Origin of the sequence: Caballeronia sp. LZ033 (genome assembly GCF_031451265.1) — a bacterium.
Classification (GTDB): Bacteria; Pseudomonadota; Gammaproteobacteria; order Burkholderiales; family Burkholderiaceae; genus Caballeronia.
This window is the reverse complement of sequence record NZ_JARUXQ010000004.1, coordinates 801,743-820,384: the sequence shown is the minus strand read 5'-3', so window position 1 is coordinate 820,384 and position 18,642 is coordinate 801,743. Positions and strand designations below refer to the sequence as shown.

18 protein-coding genes are annotated in these 18,642 nt (G+C 64.9%); 14 read left to right on the top strand and 4 right to left on the bottom strand.

What is annotated here, in order from left to right; translation table 11 throughout:
• The first annotated feature begins 59 nt into the window (after positions 1-59).
• The 7 genes from QCE62_RS30955 (at position 60) to oxlT (ending at position 8,824) form a co-directional block, all read left to right on the top strand.
• Positions 60-1,697: a peptide ABC transporter substrate-binding protein gene (locus QCE62_RS30955; protein WP_309926450.1), complete on the top strand. Its 1,638-nt coding sequence runs from the start codon at positions 60-62 to the stop codon at positions 1,695-1,697.
• Positions 1,698-1,723: 26 nt separating this feature from the next.
• Complete coding sequence (oppB, locus tag QCE62_RS30950) at positions 1,724-2,644, top strand: oligopeptide ABC transporter permease OppB (RefSeq protein ID WP_309926448.1); 921 nt, start codon at positions 1,724-1,726, stop codon at positions 2,642-2,644.
• A 10-nt stretch (positions 2,645-2,654) separates the two neighbouring features.
• Positions 2,655-3,545 (top strand): ABC transporter permease subunit, encoded by an 891-nt coding sequence (locus QCE62_RS30945; protein WP_309926447.1) that lies wholly within the window; start codon positions 2,655-2,657, stop codon positions 3,543-3,545.
• 3 nt (positions 3,546-3,548) lie between these two features.
• Positions 3,549-4,544 carry an oligopeptide/dipeptide ABC transporter ATP-binding protein gene (locus QCE62_RS30940; protein ID WP_309926445.1) on the top strand — a complete coding sequence of 332 codons (996 nt, stop codon included), beginning with the start codon at positions 3,549-3,551 and terminating at the stop codon, positions 4,542-4,544.
• On the top strand, positions 4,537-5,520 hold the full coding sequence (locus tag QCE62_RS30935) for an oligopeptide/dipeptide ABC transporter ATP-binding protein (protein ID WP_309926444.1): 984 nt from the start codon (positions 4,537-4,539) through the stop codon (positions 5,518-5,520). Before QCE62_RS30940 ends, QCE62_RS30935 begins: the two co-directional genes overlap by 8 nt.
• A 232-nt stretch (positions 5,521-5,752) precedes the next feature.
• Positions 5,753-7,153 carry an OprD family outer membrane porin gene (locus tag QCE62_RS30930; protein WP_309926441.1) on the top strand — a complete coding sequence of 467 codons (1,401 nt, stop codon included), beginning with the start codon at positions 5,753-5,755 and terminating at the stop codon, positions 7,151-7,153.
• 354 nt (positions 7,154-7,507) lie between these two features.
• Positions 7,508-8,824 carry an oxalate/formate MFS antiporter gene (gene oxlT / locus QCE62_RS30925; protein WP_309926439.1) on the top strand — a complete coding sequence of 439 codons (1,317 nt, stop codon included), beginning with the start codon at positions 7,508-7,510 and terminating at the stop codon, positions 8,822-8,824.
• A gap of 409 nt (positions 8,825-9,233) precedes the next feature.
• Here oxlT and QCE62_RS30920 read toward each other — a convergent pair whose 3' ends face one another.
• The 3 genes from QCE62_RS30920 to hmpA all read right to left on the bottom strand — a co-directional run bounded on the left by QCE62_RS30920 (position 9,234) and on the right by hmpA (position 11,251).
• Complete coding sequence (locus QCE62_RS30920; RefSeq protein WP_309820363.1) at positions 9,234-9,374, bottom strand: hypothetical protein; 141 nt, start codon at positions 9,372-9,374, stop codon at positions 9,234-9,236.
• A 90-nt stretch (positions 9,375-9,464) separates the two neighbouring features.
• Positions 9,465-9,902 (bottom strand): carboxymuconolactone decarboxylase family protein, encoded by a 438-nt coding sequence (locus QCE62_RS30915; protein WP_309926437.1) that lies wholly within the window; start codon positions 9,900-9,902, stop codon positions 9,465-9,467.
• A 167-nt stretch (positions 9,903-10,069) separates the two neighbouring features.
• Positions 10,070-11,251 (bottom strand): NO-inducible flavohemoprotein, encoded by a 1,182-nt coding sequence (gene hmpA / locus QCE62_RS30910; RefSeq protein ID WP_309926436.1) that lies wholly within the window; start codon positions 11,249-11,251, stop codon positions 10,070-10,072.
• A gap of 112 nt (positions 11,252-11,363) precedes the next feature.
• Between hmpA and norR the strand changes: the two genes are divergently transcribed.
• The 7 genes from norR to QCE62_RS30875 all read left to right on the top strand — a co-directional run bounded on the left by norR (position 11,364) and on the right by QCE62_RS30875 (position 18,447).
• On the top strand, positions 11,364-12,956 hold the full coding sequence (gene norR / locus QCE62_RS30905) for a nitric oxide reductase transcriptional regulator NorR (RefSeq protein WP_309926435.1): 1,593 nt from the start codon (positions 11,364-11,366) through the stop codon (positions 12,954-12,956).
• A gap of 395 nt (positions 12,957-13,351) precedes the next feature.
• Complete coding sequence (locus tag QCE62_RS30900; protein ID WP_309927525.1) at positions 13,352-13,963, top strand: c-type cytochrome; 612 nt, start codon at positions 13,352-13,354, stop codon at positions 13,961-13,963.
• A gap of 13 nt (positions 13,964-13,976) precedes the next feature.
• Positions 13,977-15,257, top strand: a complete 1,281-nt coding sequence (locus QCE62_RS30895) for a c-type cytochrome (protein ID WP_409017942.1) — start codon at positions 13,977-13,979, stop codon at positions 15,255-15,257.
• Between the two features lie 13 nt (positions 15,258-15,270).
• A complete protein-coding gene (locus tag QCE62_RS30890; RefSeq protein ID WP_309820351.1) occupies positions 15,271-15,435 on the top strand; it encodes a hypothetical protein in 165 nt (54 codons plus the stop codon).
• A gap of 18 nt (positions 15,436-15,453) precedes the next feature.
• Entirely contained in the window at positions 15,454-16,020 is a 567-nt protein-coding gene (locus tag QCE62_RS30885) for a cytochrome C oxidase subunit II (RefSeq protein WP_309926433.1), read from the top strand.
• The gene (locus tag QCE62_RS30880; RefSeq protein WP_309926431.1) at positions 16,010-17,635 is read left to right on the top strand and encodes a b(o/a)3-type cytochrome-c oxidase subunit 1; all 1,626 of its coding nucleotides are present in this window, start codon (positions 16,010-16,012) and stop codon (positions 17,633-17,635) included. Before QCE62_RS30885 ends, QCE62_RS30880 begins: the two co-directional genes overlap by 11 nt.
• Complete coding sequence (locus QCE62_RS30875; protein WP_309926430.1) at positions 17,632-18,447, top strand: c-type cytochrome; 816 nt, start codon at positions 17,632-17,634, stop codon at positions 18,445-18,447. Before QCE62_RS30880 ends, QCE62_RS30875 begins: the two co-directional genes overlap by 4 nt.
• A gap of 36 nt (positions 18,448-18,483) precedes the next feature.
• Here the strand turns inward: QCE62_RS30875 and QCE62_RS30870 are convergent.
• Positions 18,484-18,642, bottom strand: a 159-nt coding sequence (locus QCE62_RS30870) for an IS3 family transposase (protein WP_309927521.1), incomplete at its 5' end; no start/stop codon positions are given.

Here is an 18,642-nt window from a genome sequence, read left to right as displayed (position 1 = left end):
GGCCGGCGCAACACACACAACAAGCACAACAACACGAGACAAGGACCCCAGGAATGCCCATGAAACCGATCGCCGTTCGTGCCCGTCTTCAACGCACATGCCTCGCCGCCAGCGCGGCGCTCGTGCTGGCTATCAGTGCGTGGAACGCCACGGCGGCCATCGTGCCGCCCGGCGTAACGCTGGCCGCCAGACAGGAGCTGGTGCGCAACAACGGCTCGGAGGTCGAGACGCTGGATCCGGCGCTGGTCGAAACCGTGGGCGCGGCGAACCTCGCACGCGATCTCTTCGAAAGCCTGACGGCCACCAATGGCGACGGCGCGGTCGTGCCGGGCGTCGCCGCGAAATGGGAGCAGAAGGACGCGACCACCTGGCTCTTCCATTTGCGCGCCAACGCCCGCTGGTCCAATGGCGAGCCCGTCAGCGCAAACGATTTCGTGTACGGCAGCCAGCGCTTTCTCGATCCGAAAACCGCCTCGTCGTATGCGAGCGTGTTCGGTCCGTTCATCCTGAACGGCGCGGAGATCGTCGCGGGCAAAAAGCCGGTGAGCACGCTCGGCATCGGCGCCGTCGATGCCGCCACCGTCGAGGTGAAGACCGCCGGCCCCGTGCCGTTCCTGCCGGAACTGATGTCGAATCCGAACTTCGGACCGGTGCACCGCGCGACCATCGAGAAGTACGGCCGCGAATGGACCAAGCCCGGCAACATCGTCACGAACGGCGCATTCCAGCTGAAGGACTGGCAGGTGAACAGCAAGCTCGTGCTGACGAAGAATCCGCAATACTGGGACAAGGCGAACGTGCAGCTGACGCAAGTCACCTATCTGCCGATCGAGGACGAGAACACCGACGTCAAGATGTTCCAGTCCGGCGACAACGACATGACCTACCAGTTGCCCACCGGCACGTACGCGACCTACAGCAAGCAGTTTCCGGGCGACATCCGCAACTCGCTGATTCTCGGTACGCGCTACTACAGCTTCAACAATCGCGATCCGTTGCTGAAGGACGTGCGCGTGCGCCAGGCCTTGTCGATGGTGATCGACCGCGACCTGCTGGCGCGGCGCGTGACCGCCGACGGGCAGACGCCGCTGCTCGGCCTGCTGCCGAAGGGCGTGCGCGGCGCGGACGTGTCGAACTACGAGTGGGCCGCATGGCCGATGACGAAGCGTGTCGAGGAAGCGAAGAAGCTGCTCGATCAGGCGGGCGTGAAGCCCGGCACGAAGCTGCGCTTTGCGATGAACACGAGCGACTACAACAAGAAGATGGCGATCTTCGTGGCGTCGGAGTGGAAGACGAAGCTGGGCCTGACGATGGACATCGAGTCGATGGAATTCAAGGTGCTGCTCAAGAAGCGCCATGACGGCGACTACCAGATTGCCCGCAATGGCTGGGTGGCCGACTACAACGACGCGACGACCTTCCTGACGCTCGTGCAGTGCAAGTCGTCGCAGAACGACAACTTCAACTGCTACCCGAAAGCCGATGCGCTCATCAGCGAAGCGGCCGCCACCGCCGATACCGCGAAGCGCACGCAGCTGCAGACCCAGGCGGCGAAACTCGTGATGGACGACTACCCGATGCTGCCGCTGCTGCAATACGGCCTGCCACGCCTCGTGAAAAGCTATGTGGGCGGCTATTCGCTGAAGAATCCGATGGATCATTACGCCAGCAAGGATCTCTACATCGTCAGGCATTGAAGTCCTGACGCACCGGAGGAACGCTCATGGGGTCATACACATTGCGGCGCGTGCTGCTCACGCTGCCGACGCTTCTGATCGTCATCACGGTCTGCTATCTGCTGCTGCACGCGACGCCCGGCGGCCCGTTCGATGGCGAGCGCAAGGTGTCCGCCGATGTGCTCGCCAACCTGCAGGCGAAGTATCACCTCGGCGAGCCATTGTGGAAGCAGTACCTGCTGTATCTCGACGGCCTCCTGCACGGGGATCTCGGCGCCTCGTTCCGTTACGCGGACTGGAGCGTCAACGACCTCGTATTGCGCGCGCTGCCGGTCTCGCTGGCGGTCGGCGGCGCGTCGATGCTGCTTGCCATCGGCGCGGGCGTGGCGCTGGGCGTCGTCGCGGCGCTGCGCCGCAACAGCCTCGCCGACTACGCGCTGATGCTGGTCGGCAACGCGGGCAACGTGATCCCGTCGTTCGTGCTCGGGCCGGTGCTGATCCTCGTGTTCGCGATCGCGCTGAAGTGGCTGCCGGCCGGCGGCTGGAACGGCTTCGAGTTGCGCTACATGGTGCTGCCGGTCGCGCTGCTGGCCACCATCAACGTCGCGACCATCGGCCGCGTGACGCGCGCCAGCCTGATCGAAGTGCTGAACACCCACTACATCCGCACCGCGCGCGCGAAAGGCCTGCCGCTGCGCGTCATCGTGCTGCGCCACGCGCTCAGGCCGACGCTGATTCCGGTCGTCTCGGTGATCGGCCCGCTGGCGATTTCATCGATCACGGCGGCGGTCGTCACGGAGTCCGTGTTCTCGCTGCCGGGCATCGGCAAGCTGATCGTGAACGGCGCGGCCAATCGCGACTACACGCTCGTGCTGGGCCTCGTGGTGCTCGTCACGGCGGTGGCCGTGCTGCTCAACCTGCTGGCCGACCTCGCGTATGCGTGGCTCGACCCGAAGATCCGTTACTGAGAGGCGCGCCATGAAAACAGCATCGCTGGGTTCGACGCTCGAACAGGCCGTCGCGGGCCGCAGTCCGTGGCAGGACGCGCGCACGCGTTTCCTGCGCAACAAGGCGGCGGTCGTGAGTCTCGCATTGCTCGCGGTCATCACGCTGGCGTGCATCGCGGGGCCATGGCTGTCGCCGAACGCCTTCGATTCCACCGACTGGAACGCCACCAGCACGCCGCCCACGCTCGCCAACTGGCACTTCTTCGGCACCGACGACACCGGCCGCGACCTCTTCGTGCGCTGCCTGATCGGCGGACGCGTGTCGCTGATGATCGGCGCGCTCGCCACGCTCACGTCGGTCACGCTCGGCATCGTGTGGGGCGCGGTGGCGGGCTTTGTCGGCGGGCGCGTGGACAACGCGATGATGCGCATCGTCGACATGATGTATGCCATTCCGTACCTGTTGATCGCCATCCTGATGGTCACGCTGCTCGGCCGCGAGTTCTATCTCGTCGTCATCACCATCACGGTGTTCTCGTGGATGGACATGGCGCGCGTCGTGCGCGGCCAGACGCTCTCGATCCGCTCGAAAGAGTACGTGGAAGCAGCGCGTGCGATCGGCGTGCCGACCGCGCGCATCATCCGGCGCCACGTGGTGCCGAACCTGCTCGGCATCGTCGCGATCTACACGACCGTCACCGTGCCCGCCGTGATCCTCACCGAATCCGTGCTGTCGTTTCTTGGCCTCGGCGTGCAGGAACCGATGACCAGCTGGGGCGTGCTGATCCAGGACGGCGTCGGCGTGATGGAGGCGTCGCCGTGGATCCTGCTGTGTCCCGCGGCGCTCTTGTCGGTCACGCTCTACTGCATCAACTTTGTCGGCGACGGGCTGCGCGACGCGCTCGATCCGAAGGACAGGTGAGCCATGCCGCTACTCGAAGTGAAGGACTTGCAGGTCGAGTTCGCGACTCACGACGCCGCCGTGCGCGCCGTCAACGGCGTGAGCTTTACGCTTGAGGCGGGCGCGACGCTCGGCATCGTTGGCGAGTCGGGTTCGGGCAAGAGCCAGAGCGTGCTCGCGATGCTCGGGCTGCTGGCGCCGAACGGCCGGGCCATGGGCCAGGCGCTGTATCGCGGCGACGATCTCATCGGCATGAGCGGGCGGCGCCTGAACCGCATCCGCGGCAATCGCCTTTCGATGATCTTCCAGGACCCGATGAGTTCGCTCAATCCGTATCTGACCATCGAACGGCAGATGACCGAGGTGCTCGAACTGCACAAGAACCTGACGCGCCGCGAGGCACGCAAGCGCGCCATCGCGATGCTCGAAGCGGTGCGCATTCCGGAAGCGGCGCATCGCATCGGGCAGTATCCGCACGAACTCTCGGGCGGCATGCGGCAGCGCGTGATGATTGCGATGGCGCTGCTGTGCGAGCCTGAAATCCTGTTCGCCGACGAACCCACCACCGCGCTCGACGTCACCGTGCAAGCGCAGATCCTGCAACTGCTGCGCACGCTCCAGCATGACTTCGGCACGTCGATCGTGCTGATCACGCACGATCTGGGCGTCGTCGCCGGCCTGTGCGATCAGGTGATGGTGATGTACGGCGGCCGCGTGATGGAACAGTGCGATGCGCCGACGCTCTTCGCCCGGCCTTCGCATCCGTACACCATCGGTCTGTTGCGCGCGCTGCCGAGGCTCGACCACGACGGCGGCGAGCTGGTCGGCATTCCGGGCAATCCGCCGAACATGGCGCATCCGCTCGCGGGTTGTCCGTTTCACGAGCGCTGCGCGGACGCGAGCGATGAGTGCGCGCGCGTGGCGCCCGAGCTCCAGCGCATCGGCCTGCATGGGATGCGCGCGTGCCATCGACCTGTCGAACAGATGCATGCCCGCCTCGGAGAGATCAATCATGTCTGACGCCAGCCTGCTTTCCGTACGCGAGATGCGCGTGCATTTTCAGGTCGGGGCGAAGCAGCGCCTGCCGTGGGCAGCGAAGCGCACGCTGAAGGCCGTCGATGGCGTCAGCTTCGATCTCAAGGCCGGCGAAACGCTTGGCGTGGTCGGCGAATCGGGCTGCGGCAAGTCCACCTTGTCGCGCGCGATCCTCAACCTGATTCCGGCCACGGGCGGCGAGATCGTCTGGATGGGCGCGCCGCTCGCGAACGCGTCGAAACATGCATGGCACGCGCTGCGCGCCAACGTGCAGATGATCTTTCAGGATCCGCTCGCCTCGCTCGATCCGCGCATGACGGTCGGGCAGATCATCGCCGAACCGCTCGTCGAGCATCGGCCGGGCATGCACAAGCGCGAGATCGACGCCCGCGTGCGCGCGATGATGGCGCGCGTCGGCTTGCGCGAGCAGATGATCAATCGCTATCCGCACGAGTTCTCCGGCGGCCAGTGTCAGCGCATCGGCATCGCGCGGGCGCTGGTGGTCGAGCCGAAGCTCGTGATCTGCGACGAGCCCGTGTCCGCGCTCGATGTCTCCATTCAGGCGCAGATCGTGAACCTGCTCCGGTCGTTGCAGAAGGAGATGAAGCTCGCGCTGATCTTCATTGCGCACGACCTGGCCGTGGTGCGCCATATCTCCGATCGCGTGATGGTCATGTACCTCGGACGCGTGATGGAGCTGGCCAGCAAGCACGCGCTCTACGACACGCCGCGCCATCCCTATACGCGCGCACTGCTCTCCGCCGTGCCGGTGCCCGATCCGGCGATCCAGCGTGCCCGCACCGTGGAGATCCTGCCGGGCGATATCCCCAGTCCCATCGATCCGCCTTCGGGCTGCGTATTCCGCACGCGCTGCCCGATGGCGCAGGCGCGCTGCGCGCACGAGGTGCCCGCGCTGCGCCCGCTCGGCGGCGATGCCTCAGTAGCTTGTCTGTTCGCATGACGGACGTGCGCTTTCACTGCAACCCTTCGATAGCGAGGACGCGTCCACCCGCATGAGTCGCCCAATCCACGCCCTATAGCGAAAGGCCGGTGTAGCCGACCTGGCCGGCCTGCCGCTTCACCCGATCCTGTCCGTACGCCCAGACCTTGCCGATCTGCGGGCGGGGTGTTCTGCATCCTGATTTTTCTGTGCGCGCAGTCGAGCGTTGCATCAATTCGTGGAGATCTTTCTAATGAAAAAACAAAAGCGATCAATCGCGCTGTCGATTCTGCTGTGCAGCGGTTTCATGGCCGCCGCCGCTACCTCTCATGCCGATGAAACCGATGCCGACGCCTCGACGCGTCACACCGAAGCGCCGCCCGCATCGCCGCCGCATACGGAAGCCGATGCGCCCATGAGCAGCCAGGCGAAGTCGAACGGCTTGATCGAGGACTCGCATTTCAACCTGCTGCTGCGGTCCTACACCGAGCATGACGACCTGAAGGGCAGCGGCAAGAAGGATGCATCGGTGCTGGGCGCACAGGCCGTGTTCGAGTCGGGCTATACGAAGGGGCTGATCGGACTGGGCGGCGACGTCTCCCTGTTCGGCGCATTCAAGTTCAATGGCGGGGAGGGCGCAGGCAACCGCGTGCACCTCGGCACGGACGGCGGCGGATCGGGACAACTGGCGTGGGCTTATCCCGGCGTGTGGGACGTGAAGGCGCGCGTCTCGAACACCGTGCTCAAATACGGTCAGCAACTCTTCGACGATCCGTTCCTCGTGCCGCACGACAACCGCTCGCTGCCGCCGACGTATCGCGGCTTCTCGCTGGAGAGCGATGAGATCAGGGGCTTGACGCTCAAGGCCGGCACGGTGGACGCCGTGCTTGCGCGCGGCATGACGAGCGTCACCGGACTCACGACCGAATACGGCGGCACGCATATCTCGCGCTTCAGCTTCTTCGGCGGCGACTGGACCCATGGCGACGACACGGCCTTCTCGCTATGGGGCGGCATTGCCAACGACGTGTGGCAACAGTACTACCTGAATGCGACGCACAGCATCGGCGATCCCGCCTCGATACGCTGGACGGGCGCGCTGAACTACTACTACACGGGTTCGATCGGCGACCAGCGGCAGGGCGCGATCACCAACAATGCCTACTCGCTGGCATTGTCGGGTACGCACGGCGCGCATACGGTGCAGGTGGCGTATCAGCAGATCGTGAGCGATCAGAGGTTCGACTACATGGGGCAGTCCGCGGGCGACTACTTGTCCAACTCGCTGGATGTCGACTACAACCAGCCGCATGAAAAGTCCTTGAGTCTCACCTATACGCTCGACATGAAGCACTACGGCGTGCCGGGTCTCAAGGTCGCGGTGTGGGGCGCATATGGCTGGGATGCGGACGGCAGCGCGATGGCCAACGGCACCAGCGCGCAGGCCGCGGCATACCGCATCAACGGCACGCCGATCCAGGGAACGCACTACGAAGTGGGCGTGATTCCGAGCTACACGGTGCCAAGCGGCAAGCTGAAGAACACGTCGATCAAGTTCTATTACATGCACCACCACAGCAACAGCCCGTATTATCCGGACGGCACGAGCGACGTGTATCGACTGATGGTGAACGTGCCGGTGAACGTGTTCTGACGGCTTCCAGGAACAGGCGAAACCGGCCGGATCGTAAACCCTACATAAATTTCCGTTTACATTACGTTTATCTTTCAATATAAAGAGAGGGCGTGTTGCGGATTGCCATGTCTCGCCCACGCTCATCGCCCGGCAGGCCTGTCTCTGCCGGGTTTTTTTTTTCCCTTCGTTCTGCCTCTCCTCTGGCTTTCAAGCGCTGACGATGCCCGGTTTTCTCCGTGAAAACCCGGTCGTTTCTTTCGCTTGACTTACTTGATATATCAAATACTGTGTATATGCGGCGACGCTGCTCATGCCGCGAGAGGCGCCGATCGGCGCACGCATACACAAGGCATGATTGCCAAGGAGACAGGCATGGGAACGGACCAGATGGACCGCGAAGGCAGGACCTCGCGTCTCGCTTCGCCGTGGGTGCAATTGGTTTTCGGCGTGATCTGCATGGCGATGATCGCCAACATGCAATATGGCTGGACGCTCTTCGTCAATCCGATCGATGAGAAGTATCACTGGGGCCGCGCCGCCATTCAGGTGGCGTTCACGATCTTCGTCGTGACCGAGACCTGGCTCGTTCCGGTGGAAGGCTATCTGGTCGACAAATACGGTCCGCGTCCGGTCGTCGTGGGCGGCGGTCTGCTCTGCGCGATTGCCTGGGCGCTCAACTCGGTGGCGTCTTCGCTGCCCTTGCTCTATTTCGCGGCGGCCGTCGGCGGGGTGGGCGCGGGCGCGGTGTACGGCACCTGCGTCGGCAATGCGCTGAAGTGGTTTCCGGCGCGGCGCGGGCTGGCGGCGGGCATCACGGCGGCGGGCTTCGGCATGGGATCGGCGGCGACCGTCGTGCCCATCGCGCACATGATCAAATCGAGCGGCTATGAAGCGACCTTCCTGTGGTTCGGGCTGGGACAGGGACTCGTGGTCTTCCTGCTCGGCATGGCGCTCTATGCCCCGCCGGTTCAACTGCTTGCCTCCATGAAAAGCGCGGTCAAGGCGGCCGTCTACAACGCCAGCCCGAAGCAGGTGCTGGCCTCGCCGATCTTCTGGGTCATGTACCTGATGTTCGTGATGATGGCGGCAGGCGGCCTGATGGCCACCGCGCAACTCGGTCCCATCGCGAAGGACTTCGGCCTGCATGATTCACCCGTCTCGCTGCTCGGCCTGACGCTGCCGGCGCTCACTTTCGCGCTGACCATCGACCGCGTGCTCAACGGCCTCACGCGACCCTTCTTCGGCTGGGTATCGGACCGCATCGGGCGCGAGAACACGATGTTCATCGCGTTCGCCATCGAGGCGGTGGGCATCGTCGCGCTGTCGCGCTATGGACAGAGTCCGGTGGCCTTCGTGGTGCTGACCGGCATCGTGTTCTTCGCCTGGGGCGAGATCTACAGCCTGTTCCCGGCGACCTGCGGCGACACCTTCGGCCCGAAGTTCGCGGCGACCAATGCAGGGCTGCTCTATACGGCCAAGGGCACGGCTGCGCTGCTGGTGCCATTTTCGAGCGTCATCACGTCGATGACCGGAAGCTGGCACGCCGTGTTCATGCTCGCGGCGGGGATGGCGGCGCTCTCGGCGCTGCTTGCGCTCTTCGTGCTGAAGCCGATGCGTCAGGCGCATACGGTGCGGCATGCGCGCGCGGCGGCACTGGATCTGCCTTATACGCCTGCCATGAAGGAGTGACCAGGACGGGCGACCCGGCGTGTCGCCCGTTTTATTGTTATCGAGCTCGCGCGTTTCGCGGCTTGCGACTGACGAGGCGGCCCGCAGGCCGATTGCGATTGCGCGTGTTGTGCAGCCGCCGGCGGATGGTCTCCTCGCTCTCTTATCTCGTCAGCCGGACGGCAGCCGTGACTGTGACGTACCGTGGCGTGCGCCGTTCGATCATGGCAAGCCACGCCGGAAAGCTCAGTGCCGATGCCAGTGAAGCGCATGCGAAGAGGGCGAGAGCGAGGTCAGCGTCCATGATTTTCTCCAAACGGGTGGTTGGAGAAAGTGTCGGCGGGAACGGCTTGCCGGAAAACCCTGCTCCCGTGGGGAAGGACGCCGCTTCGCGGGCTCAATGCGAGCCCTGCCGAATGAGGGAGAAGCCTCAGAAGCGCGTGCCGACGCTGCAACCGCCGAAGCCGCCGCCGTTGGTGGCCACGCCGCCGCAGCCGAACAGACCGCAGCCGCCGAGCGCGAGTGACGCGGCGATGACCAGGACGGCGAGGCGAAGAGAACGAAGATTCACGATCAGATGGCCAGGGCGCCATGTTCATGGAAGGTGCCTGCCATCATAGTCACATTGCGACGCCCGGATCGTCAAAGTGGGCCGGGCGCGTCAGGCGGGCAGCTTGCGGAAGCTGATGGCGAAACGGTTCCATGCATTGATCGCGGTTACGAGCAGCGTCAGGTCGACGATTTCCTCGTCGCTGAAATGCGGCTTCACGGCTTGCCAGACGGCGTCCGGCACATGGTCGTGCGAGACCAGCGTCAGTGCTTCGGTCCATTCGAACGCGGCGCGTTCGCGATCCGTGAAGAACGGCGTCTCGCGCCATACCACGACGGTCGCAAGACGGCGATCCGTCTCGCCGCCCTTGCGGGCATCGGTGGTGTGCATGTCGACGCAGAACGCGCAGCCGTTGATTTGCGACGCGCGCAGGCGCACCAGATGAGTCAGGGACTTTTCGAGCGCGGATTTGCCGATGCGCTCTTCCACGCCGACGAGGGCCTTGATAGCGGCGGGATTGGCCTTGTAGAAGTCGAGACGGGATTCCATGGCGCTGCTCCTTGGTGGGTTTGGACAGGTTCAGAATAGGCCGGATGGTGGCCTATTCAAATAGCCGGTTTTGTGGAATATGGGGTAACCAGTGGAGGTCTTCGCCGGACGAAAAAAAAAAGCGCGGCAAGCTGCGCCGCGGTTTCGAACACCACGCGTCAAGGCGTTCAGTCGAGCGCCGCTGCCGGGCCGAAGAACTCATAACGGCTCTGCGACTCGGGCACGCCAAGCGCCTTCAAGTGCTTCTTCACGGCCTTCATGAAGGGCTTGGGCCCAAGAAAATAGGCATCGAGGTCGCGATCCGCGGGCAGCCACTTGTCGAGCAAGGCTTCGTCGACGAAACCGATTCCGTCCGCCGGATGATCGCCGTCGCGCGCGTGCTCGTAGCAATAGAAGCGCTTGAGCTGCGGATGGCGCGCCGCCAGCGTCTCGATGGTCTCGCGGAACGCATGCACGCCGCCGTGCCGCGCCGAATGAATGAACGTGACTGAACGCTGCGTCACGAGCGCGGTGTGCAGCATCGCGAGCGTCGGCGTGATGCCGACGCCGCCGCTGATGAACACGACCGGCTTCTCGCCGGGTTCGAGCGTGAAATGGCCGGCGGGCGGATAGAGTTCGAGCACGTCGCCGGCGTGCTTGTGCTCGTGCAGGAAGCCGGAGACTTTGCCGTTCGCCTCGCGCTTCACGCTGATGCGGTACTCGCGGCCATCCGGCGCGGCCGACAGCGAATAGTTGCGACGCACTTCCTCGCCGTCGATCACCACCCGCAAGCCGATGTACTGGCCCGGACGGAAGTCGAGCAGGGCGCCACCGTCTTCGGGCGTCAGGTAGAACGACGTGATCTCGTCGCTTTCCTTCTCCTTGCGGGCAATGACGAAGCGCCGCGTGCCGCGCCAGCCGCCGGGCGCCTGTTCGCGTTCGCTGTAAATGCCTTCCTCGAGCCCGATCAGCAGATCGGCGAGCTGCCCGTAGGCGGCGGCCCAGGCGTCGATGACGGCATCGGTGGCGATCTCCGCGCCGAGCACGTCCCGGATCGATGCGAGCAGGCAGCGTCCGACGATCGGATAATGCTCGGGCTGGATATTCAGCGCGACGTGCTTGTTGATGATCTGGCCGACGAGCCCGCCGAGCTTCTCCAGTTCATCGATATGGCGCGCATACATCAGCACCCCGTTGGCGAGCGCGCGCTGTTGCGCGCCGCTCGCCTGGTGCGCGTGATTGAACATCGGGCGGACTTCGGGATAGTCGGCGAGCAGCCGGGCGTAGAAATGGGTGGTGAGCGCTTCGCCGCCGCTTTCGAGCAGGGGAACGGTTGCCTTGACGATGGCACGGTGTTCGGCTGACAGCATGGTTCTTTCCTCGTTGATGAAGATGCATGGCGCATCGGAAGTCTGTGCAAACTCCAATACAGATTTTGTGCCAAGGTAGAATCGTCGTTAAATCAATGCCTTGAAGATTTATATGGTCGATTCGACTCTAGTCAAAAAGACTGCTGACGTAGTCGCAATGACTTCGCGCGTGCTGCTCGACGCGCTGGTTCCGCTCATCGAGGATCTGTCGAGCGAGATGCCGGACACCGAGCGCTACCGGCGTCTGCTGCATACGTCCCGCGCGCTTTTTCCGAGCGACGCCACCGCGCTCCTGCGGCTCGACGGCGACACGCTCGTGCCGCTCGCCATCGACGGTCTGTCGGGCGATACGCTCGGGCGGCGCTTCCGGGTGAGCGAACATCCGCGTTTCGCGCGCATCCTTGCGCACGAGGCGCCGACACGCTTCTCCGCCAGCTCCGACCTTCCCGATCCCTATGACGGCCTCGTCAAGGGCTTGAGCGGCCATCTGGAGGTGCACGACTGCCTGGGCTGCCCGCTGTGGATCGATGGCCGCGCGTGGGGCCTGCTGACCCTCGACGCGCTCGATCCCGCCCGTTTCGACGGAATCGACATGGCCTCGCTGCAAGCGTTTCTGAGTCTTGCGGCGGCGACGGTGAGCGTCGCGGGGCGCATCGACCGGCTGGCGCGTTCGAGGGAGGCGGAGCGTCATCGCGCGGAGGCTTACCGGCAGGCAGGCGGGCCGAAGCGGCGCGAGATGATCGGCGGCAGCGACCGGCATCGGCGGATGCTGGAGGAGATCGCGATCGTCGCCTCGAGCGATCTCACTGTGCTTGTGACGGGCGAGACGGGCGTCGGCAAGGAACTCGTCGCGAGCGAGATTCACGCGCTGTCGCCGCGCGCCGACAAGCCGCTCGTCAGCCTCAACTGCGCCGCGCTGCCGGATACGCTCGTCGAAAGCGAGCTCTTCGGGCATGTGCGAGGGGCGTTTTCGGGGGCGTCGTCGGACCGGCGCGGGAAGTTCGAACTCGCCGACGGCGGCACCCTCTTTCTCGACGAAGTCGGCGAACTGCCGCTGCCCGTGCAGGCGAAACTGCTGCGCGTGCTGCAGAACGGGCAGTTGCAGCGCATCGGTTCGGACAGCGAACACAAGGTGGATGTACGGCTGATCGCCGCGACCAATCGCGATCTCGCCGAAGAAGTGCGCGAAGGGCGGTTCCGCGCGGACCTGTATCACCGGCTGTCGGTCTATCCGCTGGTCGTGCCGGCGCTGCGCGAGCGCGGCCGCGACGTGCTGCTGCTGGCCGGCTTCTTCCTCGAGGAAAACCGTTCGCGTCTCGGCCTGCTGAGTCTGCGCCTCGCCGCCGACGCCCAGGCCGCGCTGCTGGCCTATCGCTGGCCGGGAAACGTGCGCGAACTGGAGCATCTGATCGGCCGGAGCGCGTTGAAGGCGCTGGCGTCGCACCGCGAGCGTCCGCGCATCCTGACGCTCAGCGCCGCCGATCTCGCGCTCAACGGCGATGCCGCCCCGACGCAGGCGTCCGCCGCGCCGCCGCCGCTGTCGGCAAGCGGCACGGACTTTCGTGCAGCGGTGAGCGCCTACGAACGCGCGCTGATCCTCGATACGCTCAGGCGTCATGAGCAGAACTGGGCGTCCGCGGCCCGCGAGCTGGGTCTGGATCGGGCCAACCTGAATCGTCTCGCGAAGCGCCTTGGGCTCAAGTGAGCGCGGCCGGCTCTTTGCCTATCCCGAAAATATTGAATAGATTGTTTTAGATCAAGAAACGCGCTCGTGCCCGCCACGCGGCGTGCGCGCGCATTGAGACAATCCCGGTGCTGGGAAAAGCGGGCGCTGTCTTCTAGTATCAGAACAGCCTGACGCAACCCATCGACAGCATGTTCACTGCAGTGCCTTGAAGCAGCGTGCCGGATGCGGGCCTGTCCCGCGCGGCGTATCGACAACGGCATTTCGAACACGGCATTTCGACAACCGGGGGTTACGTGCAGAACGTGACAGACGCGGCGAAGCTCAGCACGTTCATCGTGTGCGCACTCTTGCTGTGTTTCGGCAGCGGGGCGTTCGCCGCGGACGCGCCGGCCACCGAGCGCGCGCCGGACACCATGAAGGCCCGCGTGATGGGCTGCGCCGCCTGTCACGGCGCGCACGGCGAGGGCACGGACAACGACTATTTCCCGCGCCTGTCCGGCAAGCCTGCCGGCTACCTGTACAACCAGTTGCTCGCCTTCCGCGACGGCCGGCGCAAATATCCGCCGATGAATTACCTGCTCGCCTATCTTCCGGATGCCTATCTGAAGGAGATTGCCGCGTACTTCGCGGGCGAGCGTCCGCCGTTCCCGCCGCCGGCGCCCGTCAGTGTCGATGCAAAAACGCTCGAACTGGGCAGGTCGCTGGTCACGAAAGGCGATCCGGTGCGCAGCGTGCCTGCCTGCATCAGCTGCCACGGCCCGGCGATGACCGGCATGGAGCCTGCCATCCCCGGCCTGCTGGGCCTGCATGCCGATTATCTGAGCGCGCAACTGGGCGCATGGCGCTACGGCACCCGCACCACGGCCGCGCCCGATTGCATGGGCCAGATCGCCAAGCTGCTCTCCGATCGCGACATCACCGGGATCGCCGCGTACCTGGCCTCGCTGCCCGCGCCGGCTGATCCGGCGCCGGTGGCGGCCGGTTCGCTCACGATGCCGCTCGCCTGCGGCAGCGTTCCCCACTGACGAGGACCACGACGTGCGCCGATTTCGACCCTCCGGAGCGCTGACCGTCGCGGTTCTACTGGCGGCATGGGCGGCATGGGCGGTGTTGCTGCTGGCACCGTTGAGGCAGGTCCATGCGCAGGACCGCGCGGAGACGATCAAGCGCGGCGAGTATCTGGCGCGCGCGGGCGATTGCATCGCGTGCCATACGCTGCCCGCCGGCCGGACCTTCGGCGGCGGCCGGCCGATGGACACGCCGTTCGGCACGCTCTTCACGCCCAACATTTCGTCGGACCGGGAGACGGGCATCGGCGGCTGGAGCGCCGACGAGTTCTACCGGATGATGCACGACGGCAAGTCGCGCGACGGCTCGCTGCTCTATCCGGCGATGCCGTACACGTCCTACACGAAAGTCACGCGCGCCGATTCCGACGCGATCTACGCGTTCCTGATGTCGACGCCGCCCGTGCACCAGCCGAACCGGCCGCACGAACTGCGCTTTCCGTTCAACAAGCGGCAACTGCTGTTTGGCTGGCGCTCGCTGTTCTTCAGGGAGGGCGAGTACCGGCCCGACCCGAAGCAATCGGCGGAATGGAATCGCGGCGCGTATCTGGTCGAAGGACTCGGACATTGCTCGATGTGCCACACCGCGATCAACGCACTCGGCGGCAACGTGAGCTCCAAGGCATTCGAGGGCGGATTGATCCCGATCCAGAACTGGTACGCGCCTTCGCTGACCTCGAACCGGGAGGCAGGCCTCGGCGACTGGAGCATGGACGACATCGTCGGTTTGCTGCATGCGGGCGTGAGTCATCGCGGCGCGGTGTACGGCCCGATGGCCGAAGTGGTGTACGACAGCCTCCAGTATCTGAGCGAGGACGACGTCCGCGCGATGGCCGTTTATCTGAAGGCGCTGCCCGCGCGTTCCGGCGACAAGGCCGCGCCGCCCGGACCGGCGGTGATGGAGCAGCAGACGAGTCTCGCGCCGCTCGGCAAGAAGATCTACGACGCCCAATGTGCCGAGTGCCACGCCGCGCGCGGCGAGGGCAAGCCGCCGGATTTTCCGCCGCTCGCGAACAATCAGTCGATCGTGATGAACTCGGCCGTGAACCCGATCCGCATGGTGCTGAACGGCGGTTATCCGCCTGGCACGTTCAAGAATCCGAAGCCGTATGGCATGCCGCCGTTCGCGCAAGCGCTGTCCGATGTCGAGGTGGCGGCGGTGGTGACCTACATCCGCACCGCATGGGGCAACCAGGGCGCGCCGGTGACGGTGAAGGACGTGAACGAACTGCGCTCGGCGCCGCTTTACTAGAACCCTGACGACCATGAACGAAGACCCGAACGCCGAGGAAGACGCGAAGCTCGACGAGATTGTGAAGCGCGGCCCGAGCGGCGCAATCGTGCTGGCCGGTATCTCGACTGCGATCGTGATCGGCATGTGGTTCGTTTTTTACTTCGCCGTGTTCCTGCCGCGCGGCGTGATCCGGTGATTCATCCAGACTTCGCATATGGCCATCGATCCAAGCTCGCATGACATTGCCGAACGCGTGGAGCGGCGCTGGGCGATCCTCGTCCTCGCGATCGCCGTGCTGCTGGTCGGGATGGTCGTCTACACCGGCCTGCACTGGGCGATGATGCCGCCGTCGCGGGTCGAGACCGTGCGGCCGGAGACGCTCGGCGTGTCGGGCGAATTCATCGAGAGCAATCTGGGCAGCGCGCCGGAGGCGGATGGTTCGGTGACGGTGCGCATCGTCGCGCAGCAGTATTCGTTCACGCCGCAATGCCTGGTGGTGCCGGCGGGCGTGCCGGTGACGTTCCGCGCGACGGCGGCGGACGTCGTACATGGCTTCCTGATCACCGGCACCAACATCAATTCGATGCTGGAACCGGGTTATGTCTCGACCTTCAAGACGACCTTCGAGACGACCGGCGATCATCTGATGCCCTGCCACGAGTACTGCGGCACCGGGCATCAGAACATGTGGGCGCACGTGAAGGTGATCGATCGCGCCGAGTTCATGGAGAGGGCCGCCAAGCTGCCGGCCCGTTCGCGGAGAGTGTCCTGTGTTCAATAGCAAGCGGCTCGTCCTCGCGCATTTCTGGCTGGCGTTCGGCGCCTTCGGCATCGCGCTCCTGCTCGGCGCATGGCAGATGCTGGTGCGCAGTCCACTGCATCCGTGGCTGCAGAATCCGGAGCTGTACTACCGCTCGGTGACGGAGCACGGCACCGTGATGGGCTATGCCTTTCCGACGCTCGTGGCGATGGGCTTCGGCTATGCCGTCAGCGAACTGGCGCTGAAGCGTCCGCTCGCGGGTTTGCGCTGGGCGTGGCTGGGCTTCTGGCTGGTAGCAGCGGGCGCGATCACGGCAACCATACCGGTGGCGATGGGTCTGGCTTCGGTCCTCTACACCTTCTATCCGCCGATGATCGGCAATGTCTTCTATTACATCGGCGTGGTACTGGTCGTGGTGGGCTCGTGGGTGTGGGTTGCGCTGATGTCGGTGAACCTCGCGGCGTGGAAGCGCGAGAACCGCGGCAAGCCGGTGCCGCTCGCGATGTTCGCGACCGTCGCGGGCGCCTATCTGTGGGGCTGGACCGCGGTGGGCGCGGCGATCGAAGTGCTGTTCCTGATCCTGCCGGTGGCCTTCGGCTGGAAGACGACCATCGATGCCGGCCTCGCTCGCGTCTTCTTCTCGTGGACGCTGCACGCCATCGTCTATTTCTGGCTGGTGCCCGCCTACGTGGCGTACTACACGATCATCCCGCGCGCGATCGGCGGCCGTCTGTACAGCGATGCCATGGCGCGCATCTCGTTCATCCTGTTCCTCGTGGTGTCGATGCCGATCGGGATCCATCACCTGTTCGCCGATCCGCAAGTGGGCTCGGGCTTCAAGTTCATGCATTCGGTGTTCACCGCGCTCGTCGCCGTGCCGACGCTGCTGACGGTGTTCACGATCTGCGCGTCGGTGGAGATCGCGGCGCGGCTGCGCGGCGGACGCGGCCCGCTGGGCTGGCTGAAGGCGCTGCCCTGGGACAATCCGATGATGCTGGCCGTGGCGTTCTCGTTCGTGATGCTCGGCTTTGGCGGCGCGGGCGGCCTCATCAACATGAGCTACCAGCTCGATTCGACGATTCACAACACGCAGTGGGTGACCGGGCACTTCCACCTGATTTTCGGCGGGGCGATCGTCATCATGTACTTCGTGATTGCCTACGATCTGTGGCCGCATCTGACCGGGCGGCCGCTGCTGCATCCGAAGCTGATGCGCTGGCAACTGTGGCTGTGGTTCATCGGCATGATCGTGCTGACGTTCCCGTGGCATTTCGTCGGCCTGCTGGGCATGCCGCGACGCATGGCCTTCTATGACTACAGCGACCCGGAGATCGCGGCGCAGGCGCTGTCCGTGGTGATCTCGGTGGTGGGCGCGCTGATTCTGCTGGTGTCGGCGGTGCTGTTCTTCATCGTGCTGGTGAAGGCGCATCGCACGCCGCGCGCCACGATCGAGCCGTTCCGCTTCAGCCGCGCGGTGCACGAGCCGAGCAGCATTCCGGTGGCGCTGAACAGCTTTGCCCTGTGGCTCACGCTGATGATCGGGCTCACGCTCGTCAACTACGGCTATCCGATCGCGCAACTGCTCGCGCGCTCCGACACGTCGGTGCCCGCCGTGCCCATCGGAGCCGCGCGATGAGCGACGAACGCCTCTTCACTTTCCGCAACCGCTGGTTCACGGTCAGCGTGCTGGGGACGATTGGCATCGCCATCGTGGCGGCGCTGATCGGCTTCGTGTGGCTGCCTTCGGTGCAGCGCGATGCGCAGTTCAGCGGCATCTGGAACGCCATCTGCAGCGCGGCGGGCGTGCCGCGCAGCTGGTACGCGGGAGGCGTGATCGTCGAGCCGGAGGCGAAGCTGACGAGCGTCGAGATGACGCCGCAACTGCTCGCGACGGTCAGTTCGAATTCCATCGGACGAGGCGCGACGCTGGCCTTGCGCTGCACGATGTGTCATGGCGAGCGCGGCATGAGCGATGCGAACTCGCCGAATCTGGCGGGCCAGTATGCGGCGGTGATCTACAAGCAGTTGATCGATTTTCAGAAGGGCGCGCGCAGCAACGCGGTGATGTCGCCGATGGCGATGAACCTGAGCGATCAGGACATGCGCGATCTCGCGGCGTATTACGCGAGCCTGCCGCGACCGCCGGCGCAGCGCAAGGTGAGCGATGCGCGTGCGCCGGCGATCGTCGCGCACGGAGCGCCGATGCGGAATGTGGCGCCGTGCGCGGTGTGTCATGGCGGCATCGACAGCAAGGCGGGAAGTCCCTGGCTCGATGGTTTGCCGGCGGCTTATACGAAGTCGCAGTTGCTGGCGTTCGCGAGCGGGGCGCGGACCAATGATATCGATGGCGTCATGCGGAACGTGGCGCGCAACATGACCGCCGAGGAGATTGATGCGGCGGCGATGTATTACGCGCGGGAGCTGGAAAAGGTCAGATCTGGGCAGTGAGGTTCCCTCGGTTTTTCGCCTTCCAGAGGCCCCGGGTTATGCAGCCGCATCCCTTGTCCGCTGAGCCACAACCCAGTCTTGCATGAACTGGGTTGGCGACACGAAGCCAAGCGATGAATGACGACGACTGCGGTTATAAAACACTTCGATGTATTCGAACAAGTCCGCGACGGCTTCGCGTTGCGTGCGGTACCT